This is a genomic window from Bacillus haimaensis, from assembly GCF_048270625.1.
Classification (GTDB): Bacteria; Bacillota; Bacilli; order Bacillales; family Bacillaceae_I; genus Sutcliffiella_A; species Sutcliffiella_A haimaensis.
In genome coordinates this window covers 305,763-322,456 of the sequence record NZ_CP158164.1, presented here as the reverse complement: position 1 = coordinate 322,456, position 16,694 = coordinate 305,763, and the positions used below count along the sequence as shown (strand labels likewise).

Genomic DNA, 16,694 nt, shown 5'->3' with positions numbered 1-16,694 from the left:
CCAACAGCTTTCTTTTTAATTCTGCACTTGTTTTTGCTCTTTAGATTTTTTTACTGCCCAGTAGATGCTGCCACCCATTCCGCCCCAGATGACCACAATTCCTACAACCATCATAACTAATGCACTAGCTTCCATTATTTATTGACCTCCTTTGAAGAGGAAGATGGTAAAACTACCTCCGCTTTTTTCCATTTCAATAAGGAGAATACGATTCCTACCAAGATAGCTCCCAAAGCAACAATCCAGCCGTATTGAATCGTGAATAGACGGGAATACCCATCTGCGGCACCATAAACTTCCTTAATGTTTGTACGGATTAGATCAAACATCATGTATCCAAGAACCAAAGGCGTGATGAAAGCCAAGGAAATCTTCCACCATGATCCAAGGAATCCTGTCAATTTGATATCAGAAACCATATTCGCATGATCCTGAAGAGGCTTCAATTGTCTTACAATCCATACTACAACGATAACTTGAACAAGACCTGCAAGTGCTACACCGAACTGGTTGATGAAGTAGTCAGCTACATCCAGTAGGTTCAAGCCGCCTTGAGTTGCAAAGAATAAAGATAGGACTGCAGAAAGTCCTCCACCGAATAGTACCGCTTTTGTACGGGAGATGTTGAATTTATCCTGTACCCCTGCAACAAATGTTTCCACGATGGAAATCAAGGACGTTAATCCTGCAAGTACCAATGAAGTAAAGAATAGGAATCCGAAGAACTGGTTGAAAGCCGGGAACTCGTTGATCACCTGCGGGAATACCATAAACGCAAGCCCCACTCCGCCTTTTACAACTTCATCTACACCTACACCCTGCTGCACCGCCATGAAACCTAAGATACTGAATACCCCGATACCTGCCAATAGCTCAAATCCTGAGTTACTGAAGCCTGTAATAAAGGCGTTGTTTGTAATATCTGATTTTTTCGGAAGGTAACTTGAGTAAGTCACCATGATGGCAAATGCAATCGAAAGACTGAAGAAAATCTGTCCATATGCTGCAACCCACACCTTTCCGCTTGTCAGGACGTCCCAATTCGGTTTGAAGAATGCATTCAAGCCTTCGACTGCACCGTCAAGCATTAAAGCGCGTACAACAATGATCAAGAATAGAACTACCAATGTTGGAATGAAAATTTTATTCGCAACTTCAATTCCCTTTTTGATTCCTTTGAAAAGAACCCCTAATGTAATGACCCAAACTAGTATCAATGGTATAAGTACAGACGGCACCAAGCTTCCGAATTCACCCGGAGCTGCCAACTGAAGATAATCTTCTACCAGGAATCCTACTGTGTCCTCGCCCCAGCTTAATTTTAATGAGAAAACAGAGTAAGACATCGCCCAAGCGATAATGACAGCATAATAAGTGGAAATAACAAATGCTATTGCAACCTGCCACCAGCCGAGCCATTCAAACTTTTTACTTAATCTAGCATAAGAAAGAGGAGCAGATCCACGATACTTATGGCCTAGTGTGAACTCAAGTATCAGTAGTGGGATACCTGCTGTCAGAAGAGCAAATAAGTAAGGTAAAAAGAATGCTCCTCCTCCATTGTCATAGGCAACTGCCGGAAAGCGCCATATGTTTCCCAAACCGATGGCCGATCCAACCGCTGCCATAATAAATCCTGCCCTTGTCCCCCATTGCGGTCGATTTTCCATTGTAATATCCTCCCCCGTTGAACTCATAGATTTTCCAAAAAATAGATAAAAGAGTCCAAATCTTTTCTTTTTTCAGACTATTTAATATAATTTATACATAGTATAACTAGACTTTATGACTATGTCAAAACATTATTTTCATTTATCCTTTTCGAGTTAAGACGACAAAGTTCGATATTGAATAAATATTCATAACTTCAAGAGAACTCTTCTCCAAATACCGCCACATAAGCTTTTTTTTATGAATAATTATTCCTTGAAAGTTAATTGAAAAAAATATAAAAAAACACACTTTCCAATATGCTAGAAGATATAGCACAATAAGAAAGTGTGTTTTTTAATATTTATGAAAAGTATTTTTAGGCAGTTTTCATCGCTCTAGTAGCAAACACCAAGATGACAAATGCTGCAAATACCACCAATAGACCCAACATTGTGCTACCAGTCACCCCAAGCACAATATAACCAATAATGGAGATGACTGCACAAATCAATGCATATGGAAGCTGTGTCATGACATGGTCGATATGATTACATCCTGCCCCTGTTGAGGAAAGGATGGTCGTATCGGAAATCGGTGAACAGTGATCCCCGAACACTGCCCCTGCAAGCACTGCAGCGAGAGCCGGTAAAAGAAGGCTGACGTCTGTCGCCGCTGCAATCTGACCTGCGATTGGAAGCAACAGGCCAAAAGTCCCCCAGGATGTCCCTGTAGCAAGAGCTGTAAATCCTGCGATAATGAAGATGACTACCGGCAGGAACGCAATGTTCATATTGGAGTCAGCTACAACACCAGCAAGGTAATCGCCGGTTCCAAGCTCCCCGATAAGCCCCCCAATGGTCCAAGCGAATATTAAGATATAGATGGCTGGAAGCATGGATTTGGTACCAGCCCAAATTCCTTTTCCAACCACATTCCCGCTTATTCCACCTTTGGAAATTTGTCTGAACAAGAAAAGGAAGGATACAAGCAATGCAAACATACCACCATAGAACAAGGATGCGGAAGGATCTGTGTTTTCAAAAATGCCAAGCAGGGTAATATCCCCATCAATAGCAGTTGCCCCAGTATAGAACATCGCACCGATCACACCGACAAAGAGAGAAACGATAGGCCATACAAGGTAGCCGATTGTTCCTTTCGTACTTGTAGGAAGATCATCAGCAAGTTCTCCAGGAACCTCTTTTTCCGGATCATATAATTGACCAGTTTCCATGGCACGGTCCTCATGTTTTTTCATAGGCCCGATGTTGAAATTGAAAAAGCATACAACAAAAACCATCAATAGTGCGGAAAATACGTATAAGTTCATTGGAATGATCTGCATAAATGCGCTAAAAGCCGAAATATTGTTGATGCCCTGCTTTAATAATACCTCAGTACCAATTGTCCCGATAATTACCGCTCCCCAACTTGATATTGGAGAAACCACACAGATCGGAGCAGATGTGGAGTCAATCAAGTATGCAAGTTTAGCACGTGATACCTTATGACGATCTGTCAGTGGTCTACTAATCTGACCTACTGCCAAAGCATTAAAATAGTCATCAATAAAAATGATAATCCCTAGAATTGCAGTTAAAAATTTTGAGCCTCTTCTAGTTTTGATCTTTTGCTGTGCCCAATCTCCAAATGCACGGCTACCGCCTGTAAGGGAGATGAACGCCGTAATGATTCCCAGGATGATCAGGAAAATTAAGATATAAATATTCCATAAGTTCAATTCTTTATCTTCCACGGAATAAAATAGGCCAAGCACTGTATCCCATATCAGTACAAACATCGTAATCGGATTGAAATCTGCAAGTAATAGTGCAGATGCCAGGATCCCTGCTCCAAGTGATAGCAATACCCTTCTGGTCAAAATAACCATCAGGATTGCCAGCACCGGAGGAATCAAAGTATAAATTGTTCCTTCCATACAAAAAACCCCCATAAAATTGTAATTGGTTTGACCTGTCCAAACGGTTTACAATAATGGGGGCTCTGAGTATTACATAAAAAAACGCAATGATAGAAAATAACTATCATTACTCGTATGTAATGTATGTTATCCTCCATCCGATCAGTAGCCCTCCATTACAAACCCGTCCGTACCGGTCATAATGGCAGTGTTATCCTTATTCAAGATAACCCCAGCAAAATAAGCTTGACGACTCATTCCGCTTCGGCACAGCATCCTTTCTTCTACCATCTTAGGTGTCACCCTCCAGTAGTTTTACTCTTATGCTATGCAGCCTCTACCTCATCGTATGATAAGGGAAGTATATGATTTTATTGTTTTACTATATCACAAAAATTACACGAGGACAAAGGAAATTTTTTGCTAGTATCAGCTTACCGCTGACATGCTCCCCTGATTGTCGCAATCCACGATACTGACATCCAGGTGATCCTTTAAATTGATATCATACGGGGTGTCCAGTTCGGCTCCCTCCGCTTCTATGATCCGGATGATCGGTCGCTCCGTGATATCCTTATTCTGCCCTACAACGAGCCCTTTTCGGCCGTCATTGAGCGTCACAGCAAGCCCGAAAGGATAAATGGCGACAGATTTCCGGAAAGCCTCGATGATTGCCGGCTCGTAAAGGGATTCAGAACCCGCATACAGAATCTCCAAGCCCTCATGTGGCAGCATCGCACTCCGATAGATTCGATGCGAGGTTACCGCATCAAAGACATCCGCCACTGCCAGGATTTTGCCGAACAGATGGATATCTTCGTTTTTGACCCCTCTCGGATATCCGCTGCCATTCAGTCTTTCGTGATGCTGGAAAGCGCAATGAGCGACAAGAAGAGGAATGGTGTGCATATTTCGTAGAATATCATATCCATAAGTGGTGTGCTTTTTCATTTCAGTGAACTCTTCACTTGTCAGTTTCCCAGGCTTGAATAAAATCTCGGAAGGTATCTGCATCTTTCCGATGTCATGAAGAATCCCGCCAAGCCCCAGAATCTCAAGGTCCTTTTGCGGCAACCCCAATTTGATCCCGATGGAGAGCGCGTATAACGTGACATTCAATGAATGGGTGAAAACATAGTTATCATGTATATAAACATCTGTTAAAAGTGTTGCCACTTCCTGGTTGGTTTTCATATCTGCAAGCAAAGTATGAATAAGGCTCTTTAGGTCCTTGGACGACTGGTCCATCACAAACCATTTGCTGAGCTTCTTTTCGCTCTCCAGCAGCTTAAAGGTATCGGTAATCGTGGTGATCGCCTTTTTTCTTGTTTGATCCGAAATCATCGTCGGAGCTTCCAAATCTTTCGTTCTTGCATCTTCTATATAAACATATGTAACATTCAACTGCTGCAAACGTGTAATCATCCGTGCTGTTACAGGGATTCCCGCACTCAACAATGCTCTCCCCTGCTCATTATAGATAGTTTTCGCTAGCTTCATTCCCGGCTTCATGGACTTAGTGGGTAATAATCTCATAGTTTCTCCTATCTTCATAATTCGACAAAATCTATATATTTTCCATTATAGTAAAAACAATGAAAGAAAACTTCATTATTAACAAAGTTTTTATAAAAAATTTAATATAACTTTCGACAAATAAAAAAAGACCTTGCATCGAAGGTCTTTTATATCATTCTCAACAAAGCATCCCTTCCGGACATTCCAACTGTAATACCCAGACTTTCCGCTTCATACGTAACCGATTCCAAAGGGGCCTCTATTAATTGCTCAATTGTCCGAACACCCACCGCTCGCCCAGCAATGATCCGACGATCTTTCAGCTTTTCATTCAAAAGGGCAACATCGAGGGCTCCACACATGATATATCCTTTATCACTGGTTACAGCAAGAAAATTGGTTTTAGGCAATCTGACAGTGATTGCTGTAAAAGTAAAGTCATTAATTTTGATTGGCGCCATTTCAATCATAGATAGTTGTCACGCTCCCTTCTCCTATCAATTTATGACAGGAGCACAAAAGAGTGTAAAAAATGGGTATTAGCTTAGCTTATAAACGTGAAAGCTTTTCGGCTAGGACGTCCCGAAGCAATTCGGGCATGTAGAACTTCTTGTCTTTTGCACGCACAATGGTTGGATACATGCGCCCGAACGTGAACATATCGATTGTGCCAATGGAAATGGCATCATGGCTTTGGATTTCTTTCCCCTTTACACGAATGGCTTTGATTTGCAAAGTACCATCTGAGAAAAATTCACTTTCCAGCTCCAATCCACTTAACGCCATCTTCCCCATCACTTTCCCCCGGAAGCCGAGGCCTTTCACCTTCAGTTCTTCCATTTCAGGCTGGATTGATTGTTGAAGGACCTCCCGAAGCTCCTCACCGGTCAGCGTCACTCGACAAGGATTGATTGGATGGGGGCATAGGCGATGCAATGCCTCTCTTGTAATTGCACCTGTTGGAATGGACTCCAGCAGCACCCCGGCATTCACCATTCCGATATCTGCATCACACCATTCTTTTAATGCTTCTGCCAGAAAATTTGCAAGGGGGGATGGGGCGAACCAGTCGATTTTCATAGGTTCCTGCAATTCAGCCAGCTTGTACTGCAAAGCTCCTGACGCTTCCTCTTCCATCCGATCAATCACCTTTTTCACTTCACTATTGGGTTGTGTCTCTTCCAGGGAATGCAGCTTAGCCTTTTTCTGTGTTATCCTCTTCTGCTCATTAAAACCAATAGAGACCTCTCCGATAAACTGCCCATACTTCCCAGCGCCACAAACGAGCGTATTCCCGATCATTTTCCCTTCAGGCAGCACATGATGGGTGTGTCCACCGAGAATGACATCGATGTCCGGAAACCTTCTAGCCATCTCCTCATCATCAGTAATTCCGAGATGCGACAGCACGACCACAGCATCCGCCTCGGCCCTCACCTCTGGCAGGATTTTTTCCAGTATCGTATAAGGATCTTCCAGCTTCCAGCCCAAGAGCTCATAAAAATGCTGATAGTAGACGGTTACCCCAACAAAACAAACCTTTATATCACCCATCTGTTTATAGAAGTAAGGTTTCACCCAATCCGGGTATTCCCCACTGGTTTCGAACAGGTTTGCCACCAGCACCTGAAAATCAGCCTCCCGGTATAGCTCTGACAGAGCCTGATAATCCAGGGTTATTCCCTCATTGTTTCCAATCGTCGCAAAATCATATTTCAATAGATTCAACATGGCGGTATTCGCTTTGCCCTGTGTTGCCTCGGTGATGGGGTGAAAGCGGTCCATATTGTCGCCGATATCCACTAGCGCAGATGGAATCTCACTACTATTCTCTTTCAGAAAAGCACCTATTTTAGGGTAAGCCTCAAAATGACTATGTGTATCGTTGGTATGTAATATCCGAATCTCCACGATCTTGTTCTCTCCTCTTTCATTTACGCACATTGATTGCTTAGAATAAATCCAGTTGTTTTGGAGCCAACCCCTCATATTCCAGCTCCAGCATTTCTATCATCCTTTTGGCATTATCAGCAGCATGCCCACCGGAGTTATTGTTGAAAAGCACATAAATATCCTTTGTGGAGTCCTTTATACTCTCCAAATTCCGCTTCCATTCCAACAGCTCTTGCTCATTATAGTCGTAAAGATAACGGACCTCCCGCCAGTCTTTGCCTGATACCGCCTTTGTCCAACCGTGCACATTCCGCCCATGCAGCCTTACAAGAGTAAGCTCCTTATCAGTCGGATGAAGCACGGTCGGGATGGATCCTCTTCCAGCCTGGGGTTCATCGCAAATGCTGTGTATCCAGCCCTCAACCTCCATAAACGTCAAAGTCTGCTCTCGAAAAGGCTCCGAAAACCAGGATTGATTGCGAAACTCAAGCGCAACTCTTGTATCTTTCATCTTATCTTTGCACCAGCGGATATAGCTCACATTATCCTTGTTACAGTCAAACCAGGGTGGAAACTGAAACAACACCATGGCAAGCTTATTAGACTCTTTAAATGGTTCGATCGACTGTAGAAAAGCTTCAAACATCGCATCTTTCGTCTCAAACGGAATATCCCCACGCTGATGACCGGTCATCCCCTGATAGGCCTTTACAATGAATTGAAATGTTGGTGGTGTGTCCGCCACCCATTTCTCCACATTCCGTTTAGGCTGGATGGCATAAAACGAGGAATCAACCTCTACCACCGGAAAGTGAGCAGCATATTCCTTTAATTTATCCCTGGCTGCAATCCCTGAACTATAGAGGGAATCATGGTCTCCCCAGCCTGTAACCCCAATAAGAATCATCCGTATCACCTCATTTTTTTCATTTTATCATAATCTTGCAGCCATACTAAAATATATAGTGTTGGGTTGGGGAGGAATTGGTACAATAAAGAAAATAGAAGTAGAAGAGGCGGGGGATATATGAAGAATAAGATAGTCTTTTTTGATTTGCTGTTTTACCTGGTAATGCCCTATGTGATCTGGAAATATGGACAGGACCCTCTGGGAGACTATTATGCCATTCTACTATCCACAGTCCCTGGATTTATTTATACAATCGTAAGATTTTTAATAGAAAGGCAATATAATGTAACTGGTATGTTCATTCTTGCTTCACTATTCATCTCTACCACTGTTGATATAGTGTCAGGCACTGCATTCAATATGCTCCAGAACTCCGTATACGTCGGTGCTGGATTCGCCCTATTCTTCATAGCGACGATGATTGCGAGAAAGCCATTGGGTCTCTATTTCCTGGCTGATATCGCATACCTGCAGGGCCACAAAAGAGAGGACAGCCTTCGTCTGTATCGACAGAAGGAATTATTGCCTGCCTTTTATATTATTACAGGTATTTTTGCATTGAGAGGCCTATTCTCGGCTGGACTTAAGCAATATCTGATCGGCGTGTATGGAGTGGAAGGCTATGACCGCATTCTTTTCTTCATGAAGGTCAATGGCTGGGTCTTTTCTGCATTCATTGCAGCTGGATTCATCTATGTTAACTTGAAGATTAATGATTATCTGGAGAAGCAGAAACAGATGAAAGAAGAGGCGGATGGCAAGGAAGAGGTTGGGGAGGAATTGGTTTAGGAGATCCAATACTGTTGCAACCCAGGGATTATTTTTATTTAGTCGGGTTTTCGGGAGTGTAGGCTTAAGTATCTGACAGCGCCATATTGGATGGTGCTGTTTTTTTCATAAGTGAAAGAAATGTTGCAGATGGACAGAGGAATTACAGCATTTATCAATATTATATAATCGCTTCGCTTTTGAACATGGCAAATATCCTCTTCACATGGACTCTTACCTGCCATTTGGATGATACTGTGTTGGCTGAGATATGCCTTATGATTCACTTAGCGGCATTATATAGATATTCTTACCTTTTATTATCTAAGCCTCCCAATAGTAATCCTATAACACATATCCCTCCTTATGAGGTTTTCTGTGAATTTTGACATAGATTGTATTAATTCTTTTTCACCCGAATGTATTCCCATGCAGGAAAATTTTATACTTTCTTATCCTTTAAAAAAGAGGAGGAATGCCGTTGCATTCCTCCCCTACCACTTGCTATTGCTTCGGCTCAAGACCGATCAGGCCTAGGAAGTATTCCAGCCCTTTATCTCCTATTTTTTCTTTTGGCTGTTTATCGGTAGGTGCATCCGGTCCCTTCGTTAAGAAGTTTTTCTCAATTAAACGAATGTCTGCTTCATCTACGACACCATCTTGATTGAGATCTTGCCGCACGATGGATGAATCCTTCGTACCGTATGCATCCACGACACTCTGGATATCGCGGATATCAATCATTTTGTCGCCATTCACATCCCCCGCAAGACTTCTCTGACCAATTCTTAAAAATTGCCCTCTTAGCTCTCCATTTGCATCATGATATCCAGGAATGAATTTCTTCATCACTTTAAGATGCCCCGGAACATCGATAACAGCTGTATATACTTGATCGGAAGCCGGAATATCATTGATCGTGAAAGATGCATTTTTATTAATTGTTCCTTTATACTTTTTACCGCTTCTGGAAAGAGCGTATACTTGCGCTCCTATTTTTGAATAATCCGCTTTTTTCAAATATTCCGTCCCTGAACCATATAAATAAAATGCTTCCGGCGTGATCGATCCTATCAACTGTGTATGTGTAGGAATTATTTTAAGATCTTCAGTGCCGTAAAAAGGAATAGCAGTGTCTGCTGTTTGTCCGGATTTCTTATAAGACCCCTTCTTTACCTCAAATCCAGGAATTTCGTTTTCGTAAACTTCATCATTCGATACTTTAAACGTTACATCGAGGAACGGCATGTCTCCATCCAGTCCTCTGAATACATTTCCAGTAATGGAAGCACCGATCTTCAAACTATTATTGAATGTACCTTCTGTCACAACAGGTTTATCTAGTGATACCCGTAAGCCTTTTTCATTTGTATATTGTTTTACTGCCTTGTTCAGCTTCACGTTCGAAAACTTAAAGAAGTCTTTGTAGTACTCTACATTAAATTCTCCCGAGACAAGTTGTTTCACATTATTAAGGCTGAGTGTCATCGTAACGTTATCGCCAACTTTTAACTCTTTCTTGTCATAACTGGAAGTCGTATATTCTGTTCCTTCTTTCATGAAGTAATACTTTTGGTAACCAACTGCCGTTGCAGTATCCCACGTTCTCAACCAAAATCTTAAAGGTTGATTTGCAATATCACTTTCCTCTATTCCTAATTTCACATCTCCATTCGCTTGAACCGGGAAGAACCCAGCCATATATGCAGAGGCACCTGCATAGTAAGCCATAGTGTTGGACGATTGATCGATGTCCAACCCTTTAGATTGTAATAGATTCACTGTCTCATCCTTAGCTGTTCCATGCAGCCACACTGCTTTTTGGCCATCTTCTACTGTATACATAGAATCATTGATTTCGATTACACCCGATTTGATATCCATGTTTACTTCTGGTGCTGTATTGTCCACGATAAGTGGATTTTGGACAACATATGATTTCCCATCCTCATCGTGTGCAATCAGTTCCAGTATATAGTCGCCTGCTGGAAGCTTTATAGGAATATCACTGATTGGCTGGGACGGATCATTTGTAAATGGTAAGACCGTACCGCTGAACGCACCAGTAAGAAACACTTCTCTATCTATTGGAAAGTTAGTGTTCGCTGTCCCTATGAATCCTACAGCTTTTCCTGTTTTACTGTCTTTTACAAGCACATCCATGGTTTTCATTGGGCTGTTCAACTTCATGACAAAATGGATCTGTTGGTCACGAAGTTCCCAGAAAGCTGTTGTATTTGTCACGGATGGTCTAGTCGTTTTGACATAAGCAAATCCTTTTTCCGTCGCCATAACAGCAAATGGAATTTGATAGGTTTCGTCTGGATTATTGGCATTGGTCACATGAATATACCCTTCATACCTTCCTTCCGCAGCGCTGTTTGGTATCGTTATTTTAGGCTGGAGCTCCTGCACTTGGCCGCTTCCCACTGTAATCGATGAAGGAACATCTACTGTAACACCGTTACTCACTGCATCTTGAATCCCTGTACGCTCACCGTGATACTCCACTTCTAGTGTAAAAGATTTTTCTTCCTCGCTGTTGTTTTGAACTGTCACCTTTTTACTTGCTTCAATTGGTTGATCATCTTTTTTAATATGTCTTCCGAATACAATGGAACCTGTTTCTTCATCAATTTCTACGACTTTTCCATTTTCGATATTTTGTGTCTTATCCCATACTTTGATGGAGGTATCTGTATGAACCGCTTGATAGGCATCGATTCGTCCCGCGCCTACTTCGTATACAGAATTATCCCCTTGTAAATCGTCCGAAGTATTCATGAGTGCCAATTTCACATCGAAAGGAGTGTATTCGGGATTCTCCTGTAAAATCAATGCTGCTGCACCTGCCACATGTGGCGTGGCCATCGATGTCCCCGACATACGTACATAGGCATTCTCGTAATTAATGCCGTCCTGAGGATCATTGATGAATTCTGGTGTCGTGGAGAATATGGACACACCTGGAGCGACTAGATCCGGCTTGATATCATAATTTCCATTTACCGGCCCGCGTGAACTGAAATCCGCTAAATGATCGCCTTCAGTTTTTGTATTACTTAACGTTTCAAATGTGAAAGAACCTTCTTCTAGCTCCTTTAACCGCTCACCATCCGCTTTTGACAGGCGGAAGGACGGGATCAAACCGACGACCTCGCCTAAGTAGCTAGGTATTTGCCCGTCGACATTGTTGTACACAATCACAGCTTTAGCCCCAGCGTTTTTGGCATTTTTTATTTTTTCATCAAAGGTTAGTTCCCCGCGCTGAATTAAGGCGATTTTCCCGCTGACCTCTTTTCCTGTAAAATCACCCGCTTTACCAAGTCCCGCAAATACAATGGGTAAAGATTGTCCTTGTAAATCTTCTAACCGATCAGAAAAGTCTTTACCCAGAAGTTGCAAATTATCAAATCCATCCTTGTAAACGCTTCCGCTAAATGTAGGAATGGTCATGGAAACATCGCTCGCCCCTACTGAAATACCGAGAGCCGCTGTTCCTGGAGAACCAAGCGTTTTTTCGTTCGGTCCGGCATTACCTGCAGCAACGACGGTCACCACACCGGAAAGCATGGCATTATTTACTGCGACAGAAGTGGCGTATAAAGGATCGTTAGTCTGCGCGCCAAGCGACAGATTGATGACGTCCATGCCATCTTCAATCGCTTGATCGATACCAGCAAGGATTCCTGCTGTATATCCCCCTCCAAAAGGTCCCAATACTCTATAAGCAAATAAATCCACTTCAGGTGCTACCCCTTTCACAGCATAATCCACACCGTTTTTCTGTTGGGCTGCAATCGTCCCTGCGACATGTGTTCCATGATTCGTGTAATACACACGCCCCGGGAGTACTGGCTCGCCAGCATCGATCCAATCTTGATAGGTTGTTTCCATCGGATCTGCATCATCATCTACAAAATCATATCCGCCCTTATAAGCTTCTTTTAAGTCTGGATGATTGTAGTCAATCCCTGTATCCAGCACACCAACTTTAATGCCTTTACCCTTAATATTCTCTGCATGAAGCTTGTCCACGCCAATTTGCGGAATACTATCCGCCATTTTAGGATCAATGGCTACTTTCGTATCTACCGGCGGATCCACTTTTACCTCGTAATCTTTAAAGACATGTTTAACTACCCCGGATTGCAGCAAATCCTGTACTGCCACGCCAGGAAGCGTCATCGCTACACCGTTGATGGCGTTTTTATATTCTCTTGTAATATTTACGTCTTCCACTTTGTATTCGGTCGAGTTCTTCTGCACTTTCAATGATTGCACATGCTCTTTAAAAGCTTTGTGAGCTTTTTCCACTTTCTCATTCGCATCAGCAGAAGATAGTTTCTTTCCTTTCGCTACTTGTTTCATCACTTCAATTTTCGCCGGCGCCTGTTCAAATTCGACGATGACTCTGACTAATTCCGGACTATTTGCATTAATATCCGGAGAAATCGTAAAGTTTGGACTTGTTTCTAATTGCTCTAATGCCTTTCTTTGTTCTGCAGAAAGGCTCGCTAAGATCTCTTCCGCATTTTCAACTGGATTCAGCTCAAACGGGCTTTCCGCCAATACGTTATATGGAGCACCTTGAGATAATAACATGCCAATAGCTAGCGATCCTGTAAGAATCTTCGTGATTTTTTTTCTCATCATACCGTATCCCCTTGTCCTAATATTATTTGTTTTTCTCTCTCCTAGACGATGTGTTTTACGAAGCTAGGTGAACTATCATTCTCTCCGTATCACCCTTTCACTACTTTTATGAGATTAGTAATTTAATAAAAATTACAATTTTACTAATCATTCTGAGTAAATAAATACAATTAGAATTGTACATACACCATAAATCACAGTAAATTGGGGGATTAAAGCATAGTTCGATAGACTTATATATTTTAAATTCTGTTTAAAAATATTGCCAAATAGACAAAATTAAAACAGAATTTCTAGTTATAATCAGGAAAAATATTTATGGTTTTGTCGAAATCAATATTTTTTATGGAGTATTTTCTCTTAAAATGGGGGAAATAAACATAATTTATAGAATTTTACGAAAATACAAATAAACATTTGATTAAAATGTATATAAAGAACTAGAAACTATACTGTATTATGTTGAAAATATAATTTTAATTGCCAAACAGCCCCTTACATTCCTTGATTGTTTGCAATAAAATAAAAAAAAGTAGCGTTCAGCTACTCCCCACATTTGTTTACCCTATCTTTATCTCAAGCTTTCCGTTCCTAAAAAAAAGGCTCTATGACCTTCTGCATAAATACTAAATTAGGGTAAGTCCCAACTTTAAGAATAATATTTAAGATTACAAGTATTACATCTATAAACGAAATTAATATAATTTATATTTATTGTAATTAAATATGTTAGGGAAGCATTGAATTGCTTCTCTAGCTTTTTTTTATATATTGCTTAAAATGTTCTAAAAAGACTTTAAGGAATTCCCTTGCTACTTCAGTTAACCCTGTTGTCTCTAAATAAATGTTCCAGAAATCAACCTGGAAATAATTTTCCTCTTTTAAAGGAATGATTTTTATGTCTCCATTTAATACCATTGGCTGATTATTAATACTAAAATCATGCAAATATAAGATCCCTTCGCTCTCTTTTACTAATTCTAATAGTAAACTACTTTTATTTGAGCTCATAAATGCTTGATTAAAATTCATTTTCGTATATTTATGGAGCTGGTCATAATCTGAAGCTTTATAAATAACAATTTTTTCATTTGCTAAATCACTAGGTAACACAAATTCATAGGAATAAAAAGGTGAATTTCTTCCTACTGCTACACATATGCAGCCCTTATGAATATGTTCGTACTTAATATTTTTTTCTTTCTTCAGTTCTTCCAAGGTTGCAGAAATAAAAGCAATATCATAATTTTCTTTATTGAAACTTTGTAATATGTTTAAAGGATTTTCCTCTATTAATTCAAATGTCAAATTTTTATTTTCTTTATTGAATTTTACAATTGATTCTTGAAGTATATATGAAAATGTTGGTGAGGTTAATATTTTCAAATGATTAAGATTGACGTTTCTATTATTTTTAATTTCTTCATTTAATTCATTAATCGTTTCTAGCAATTTTACTGCTTTAGTAATTACGATTTTCCCTTCATAAGTTGGAGTTATTCCCTTTTTCGATCGATTGAAAATTTTTATACCTAATTCATTTTCTAATTGAGTAATTGCTTGACTCATACCCGAAATAGAAATAAATAACTTATTAGCTGCTTTTGTAATAGACTTTTCATTTGCTACGGTTACAATGTACTCCATTTGTTCTAAATTCATTTTTCACCTCTAACTAAAGGACTTTAATCACTTCAGTTCATTTTATTTAAATTATCAATCAAATTCTACAGTTTAATATTTGAAAATATTTCCGTTTTAGCTTTTCATTGATTAAGTATTATTTATTTTGTATGATTTCCAAAGGTATTTTTCATCAATTATTTTTTTAAATGATCTTTAAGTATTACTTCATAAGGTACTCCAATATTTTTAATATACTAAATTTGTTGAAAAATGTAGAATTTTATTATATCAATATTAAATAATGGGGGACTTTGGTTATGTATGAGGGGAAAATCATTAAGTTTTATAGAGAAAAGCAAAAACTCACCCAAGAACAATTAGGAAAAGATATATGTTCAACAACTCATATTAGCAAAATAGAGTGTGCCCAAACAACTTACGCAACAGAAATTACTAATTTACTATGTGAACGATTAGAGATTAATATGGAAGAAGAGTTAACTAAACTTGCGAATATCAAACAAAAATTACTATATTGGCAAGAAACGATTATTATGCAGCTTTATAATGAAATGGATCAAATTAATAGTGAGCTAGAACACGAGGAATTATTAGAAATTTCTAAATATGCATATATGTATCAATTACTCCGAGCTAGGTATTTGCTTATGTATAATAAGTCAAATGAGGCATTTAAAATCCTCAAAAAAATTCAAAGAAAATTAAATAGGCTCTCACCTTATGAAACCAATTTATTAAAGCATACATTTGGTATTTATTATTTAGAAAACCAAGATTATATAAGTTCAATACAATCATTTAAATCCATTCAAATTACTATTTATAATAACCCGGAATATTATTATCATCTTGCAGTTGCTTATCACACAACACAATCACGTATGTTAGCATATTATTATGCCGAAAAGGCACATCAATATTTTAAAAACATAAATAACTATCTTAGAGTCATCGATGCAGAAATGCTAATGCTTATTCAAGTAAAAGATGACTTCAGTTCAGACGAAGAAATTATTAAACGATTCAAAAATTTAATTAAGAGTTGTGAATTATGTAATGCCGTTGATCGGAAAGCAAGAGTATTGCATAATCTTGCAGTTGAATATTTACGAAGGTCTAACTATGAACTAGCAAGTATTTATTATAAAGAATCTATGTCAATAAAAGATCAAGTATCGAATTCTTACTTACTTTCTTTAGAGGGGTATATTCGAAGTTCATTAGAAGGAAGACTTTTACCAAAAAATGAACTTATTTTACTTGCTGAAAATGGATTTACGATTGCAAAAAATATGAATTCATTATTATATATTCATCTATTTAAACTCCTTATTTATTTATTAAAATGTAAAGAGAAAGAATATCATCAATATCTAGTCGAGAAAGCATTACCAATGTTCAACAAAAATGGATTTTATTATTTAATTGAACGCTCAAATAAAGAATTATTTAATTTTTATTCCACGATGAGATTAACTGATCAGGCAATGGAAATCGCTAAATTACTCATAAAAAATTCATATAATGAAAACTCGCCGACTAGATAGCATATAAGTCAGATTTAGGTGGAGTTGCACTTATTCTTAATTTTTAAACTGGAAAACTAGCCAGGTCCTCTTCCTCGCTGCCAATTTTATTCTTTCTAAACATGTAAAAGAAAAATTAACCAAGAATACGCTCGTATTCTTGGTTTTATATTTTGGGGAGATTTTATATTTTTCTAAAGAT

At 39.3% G+C, this 16,694-nt stretch carries 11 protein-coding genes and 1 riboswitch; of the genes, 2 read left to right on the top strand and 9 right to left on the bottom strand.

The window, feature by feature from the left end; translation table 11 throughout:
- Positions 1 to 15: 15 nt before the first annotated feature.
- The 7 genes from ABN702_RS01355 to ABN702_RS01325 form a co-directional block, all read right to left on the bottom strand.
- Positions 16 to 135: a MetS family NSS transporter small subunit gene (locus tag ABN702_RS01355; protein ID WP_417899084.1), complete on the bottom strand. Its 120-nt coding sequence runs from the start codon at positions 133 to 135 to the stop codon at positions 16 to 18.
- Positions 135 to 1,670 carry a sodium-dependent transporter gene (locus tag ABN702_RS01350; protein ID WP_417899083.1) on the bottom strand — a complete coding sequence of 512 codons (1,536 nt, stop codon included), beginning with the start codon at positions 1,668 to 1,670 and terminating at the stop codon, positions 135 to 137. The genes ABN702_RS01355 and ABN702_RS01350 overlap by 1 nt, the downstream gene beginning before the upstream one ends.
- Before the next feature lie 359 nt (positions 1,671 to 2,029).
- The gene (locus tag ABN702_RS01345; RefSeq protein WP_417899082.1) at positions 2,030 to 3,592 is read right to left on the bottom strand and encodes a Na+/H+ antiporter NhaC family protein; all 1,563 of its coding nucleotides are present in this window, start codon (positions 3,590 to 3,592) and stop codon (positions 2,030 to 2,032) included.
- Between the two features lie 140 nt (positions 3,593 to 3,732).
- A riboswitch (Lysine riboswitch) is annotated at positions 3,733 to 3,922 on the bottom strand.
- A gap of 81 nt (positions 3,923 to 4,003) precedes the next feature.
- Positions 4,004 to 5,110, bottom strand: a complete 1,107-nt coding sequence (locus tag ABN702_RS01340) for an HD-GYP domain-containing protein (protein ID WP_417899081.1) — start codon at positions 5,108 to 5,110, stop codon at positions 4,004 to 4,006.
- A gap of 149 nt (positions 5,111 to 5,259) precedes the next feature.
- Positions 5,260 to 5,562, bottom strand: a complete 303-nt coding sequence (locus tag ABN702_RS01335) for a YunC family protein (RefSeq protein ID WP_417899080.1) — start codon at positions 5,560 to 5,562, stop codon at positions 5,260 to 5,262.
- Positions 5,563 to 5,641: 79 nt separating this feature from the next.
- Positions 5,642 to 7,003: a bifunctional metallophosphatase/5'-nucleotidase gene (locus ABN702_RS01330; protein ID WP_417899079.1), complete on the bottom strand. Its 1,362-nt coding sequence runs from the start codon at positions 7,001 to 7,003 to the stop codon at positions 5,642 to 5,644.
- A gap of 40 nt (positions 7,004 to 7,043) precedes the next feature.
- Positions 7,044 to 7,892, bottom strand: a complete 849-nt coding sequence (locus ABN702_RS01325) for a DUF72 domain-containing protein (protein WP_417899078.1) — start codon at positions 7,890 to 7,892, stop codon at positions 7,044 to 7,046.
- A gap of 120 nt (positions 7,893 to 8,012) precedes the next feature.
- Between ABN702_RS01325 and ABN702_RS01320 the strand changes: the two genes are divergently transcribed.
- Positions 8,013 to 8,684, top strand: coding sequence for a VC0807 family protein (locus ABN702_RS01320; RefSeq protein ID WP_417899077.1), 672 nt, complete (start codon positions 8,013 to 8,015; stop codon positions 8,682 to 8,684).
- Positions 8,685 to 9,167: 483 nt separating this feature from the next.
- On the opposite strand, the gene ABN702_RS01315 is transcribed toward ABN702_RS01320, so the two are convergent.
- A complete protein-coding gene (locus ABN702_RS01315) occupies positions 9,168 to 13,319 on the bottom strand; it encodes a S8 family serine peptidase (protein ID WP_417899076.1) in 4,152 nt (1,383 codons plus the stop codon).
- A gap of 753 nt (positions 13,320 to 14,072) precedes the next feature.
- Positions 14,073 to 14,981 (bottom strand): LysR family transcriptional regulator, encoded by a 909-nt coding sequence (locus tag ABN702_RS01310; protein ID WP_417899075.1) that lies wholly within the window; start codon positions 14,979 to 14,981, stop codon positions 14,073 to 14,075.
- A gap of 281 nt (positions 14,982 to 15,262) precedes the next feature.
- Between ABN702_RS01310 and ABN702_RS01305 the strand changes: the two genes are divergently transcribed.
- Entirely contained in the window at positions 15,263 to 16,513 is a 1,251-nt protein-coding gene (locus ABN702_RS01305; RefSeq protein ID WP_417899074.1) for a helix-turn-helix domain-containing protein, read from the top strand.
- Positions 16,514 to 16,694 lie beyond the last annotated feature (181 nt).

What these genes read in the sequence shown, in the direction of transcription:
- ABN702_RS01355 (WP_417899084.1), bottom strand. Translation starts at nt 135, where the DNA reads ATGGAAGCTAGTGCATTAGTTATGATGGTTGTAGGAATTGTGGTCATC.
- ABN702_RS01350 (WP_417899083.1), bottom strand. Translation starts at nt 1,670, where the DNA reads ATGGAAAATCGACCGCAATGGGGGACAAGGGCAGGATTTATTATGGCA.
- ABN702_RS01345 (WP_417899082.1), bottom strand. Translation starts at nt 3,592, where the DNA reads ATGGAAGGAACAATTTATACTTTGATTCCTCCGGTGCTGGCAATCCTG.
- ABN702_RS01340 (WP_417899081.1), bottom strand. Translation starts at nt 5,110, where the DNA reads ATGAGATTATTACCCACTAAGTCCATGAAGCCGGGAATGAAGCTAGCG.
- ABN702_RS01335 (WP_417899080.1), bottom strand. Translation starts at nt 5,562, where the DNA reads ATGATTGAAATGGCGCCAATCAAAATTAATGACTTTACTTTTACAGCA.
- ABN702_RS01325 (WP_417899078.1), bottom strand. Translation starts at nt 7,892, where the DNA reads ATGATTCTTATTGGGGTTACAGGCTGGGGAGACCATGATTCCCTCTAT.
- ABN702_RS01320 (WP_417899077.1), top strand. Translation starts at nt 8,013, where the DNA reads ATGAAGAATAAGATAGTCTTTTTTGATTTGCTGTTTTACCTGGTAATG.
- ABN702_RS01315 (WP_417899076.1), bottom strand. Translation starts at nt 13,319, where the DNA reads ATGATGAGAAAAAAAATCACGAAGATTCTTACAGGATCGCTAGCTATT.
- ABN702_RS01310 (WP_417899075.1), bottom strand. Translation starts at nt 14,981, where the DNA reads ATGAATTTAGAACAAATGGAGTACATTGTAACCGTAGCAAATGAAAAG.
- ABN702_RS01305 (WP_417899074.1), top strand. Translation starts at nt 15,263, where the DNA reads ATGTATGAGGGGAAAATCATTAAGTTTTATAGAGAAAAGCAAAAACTC.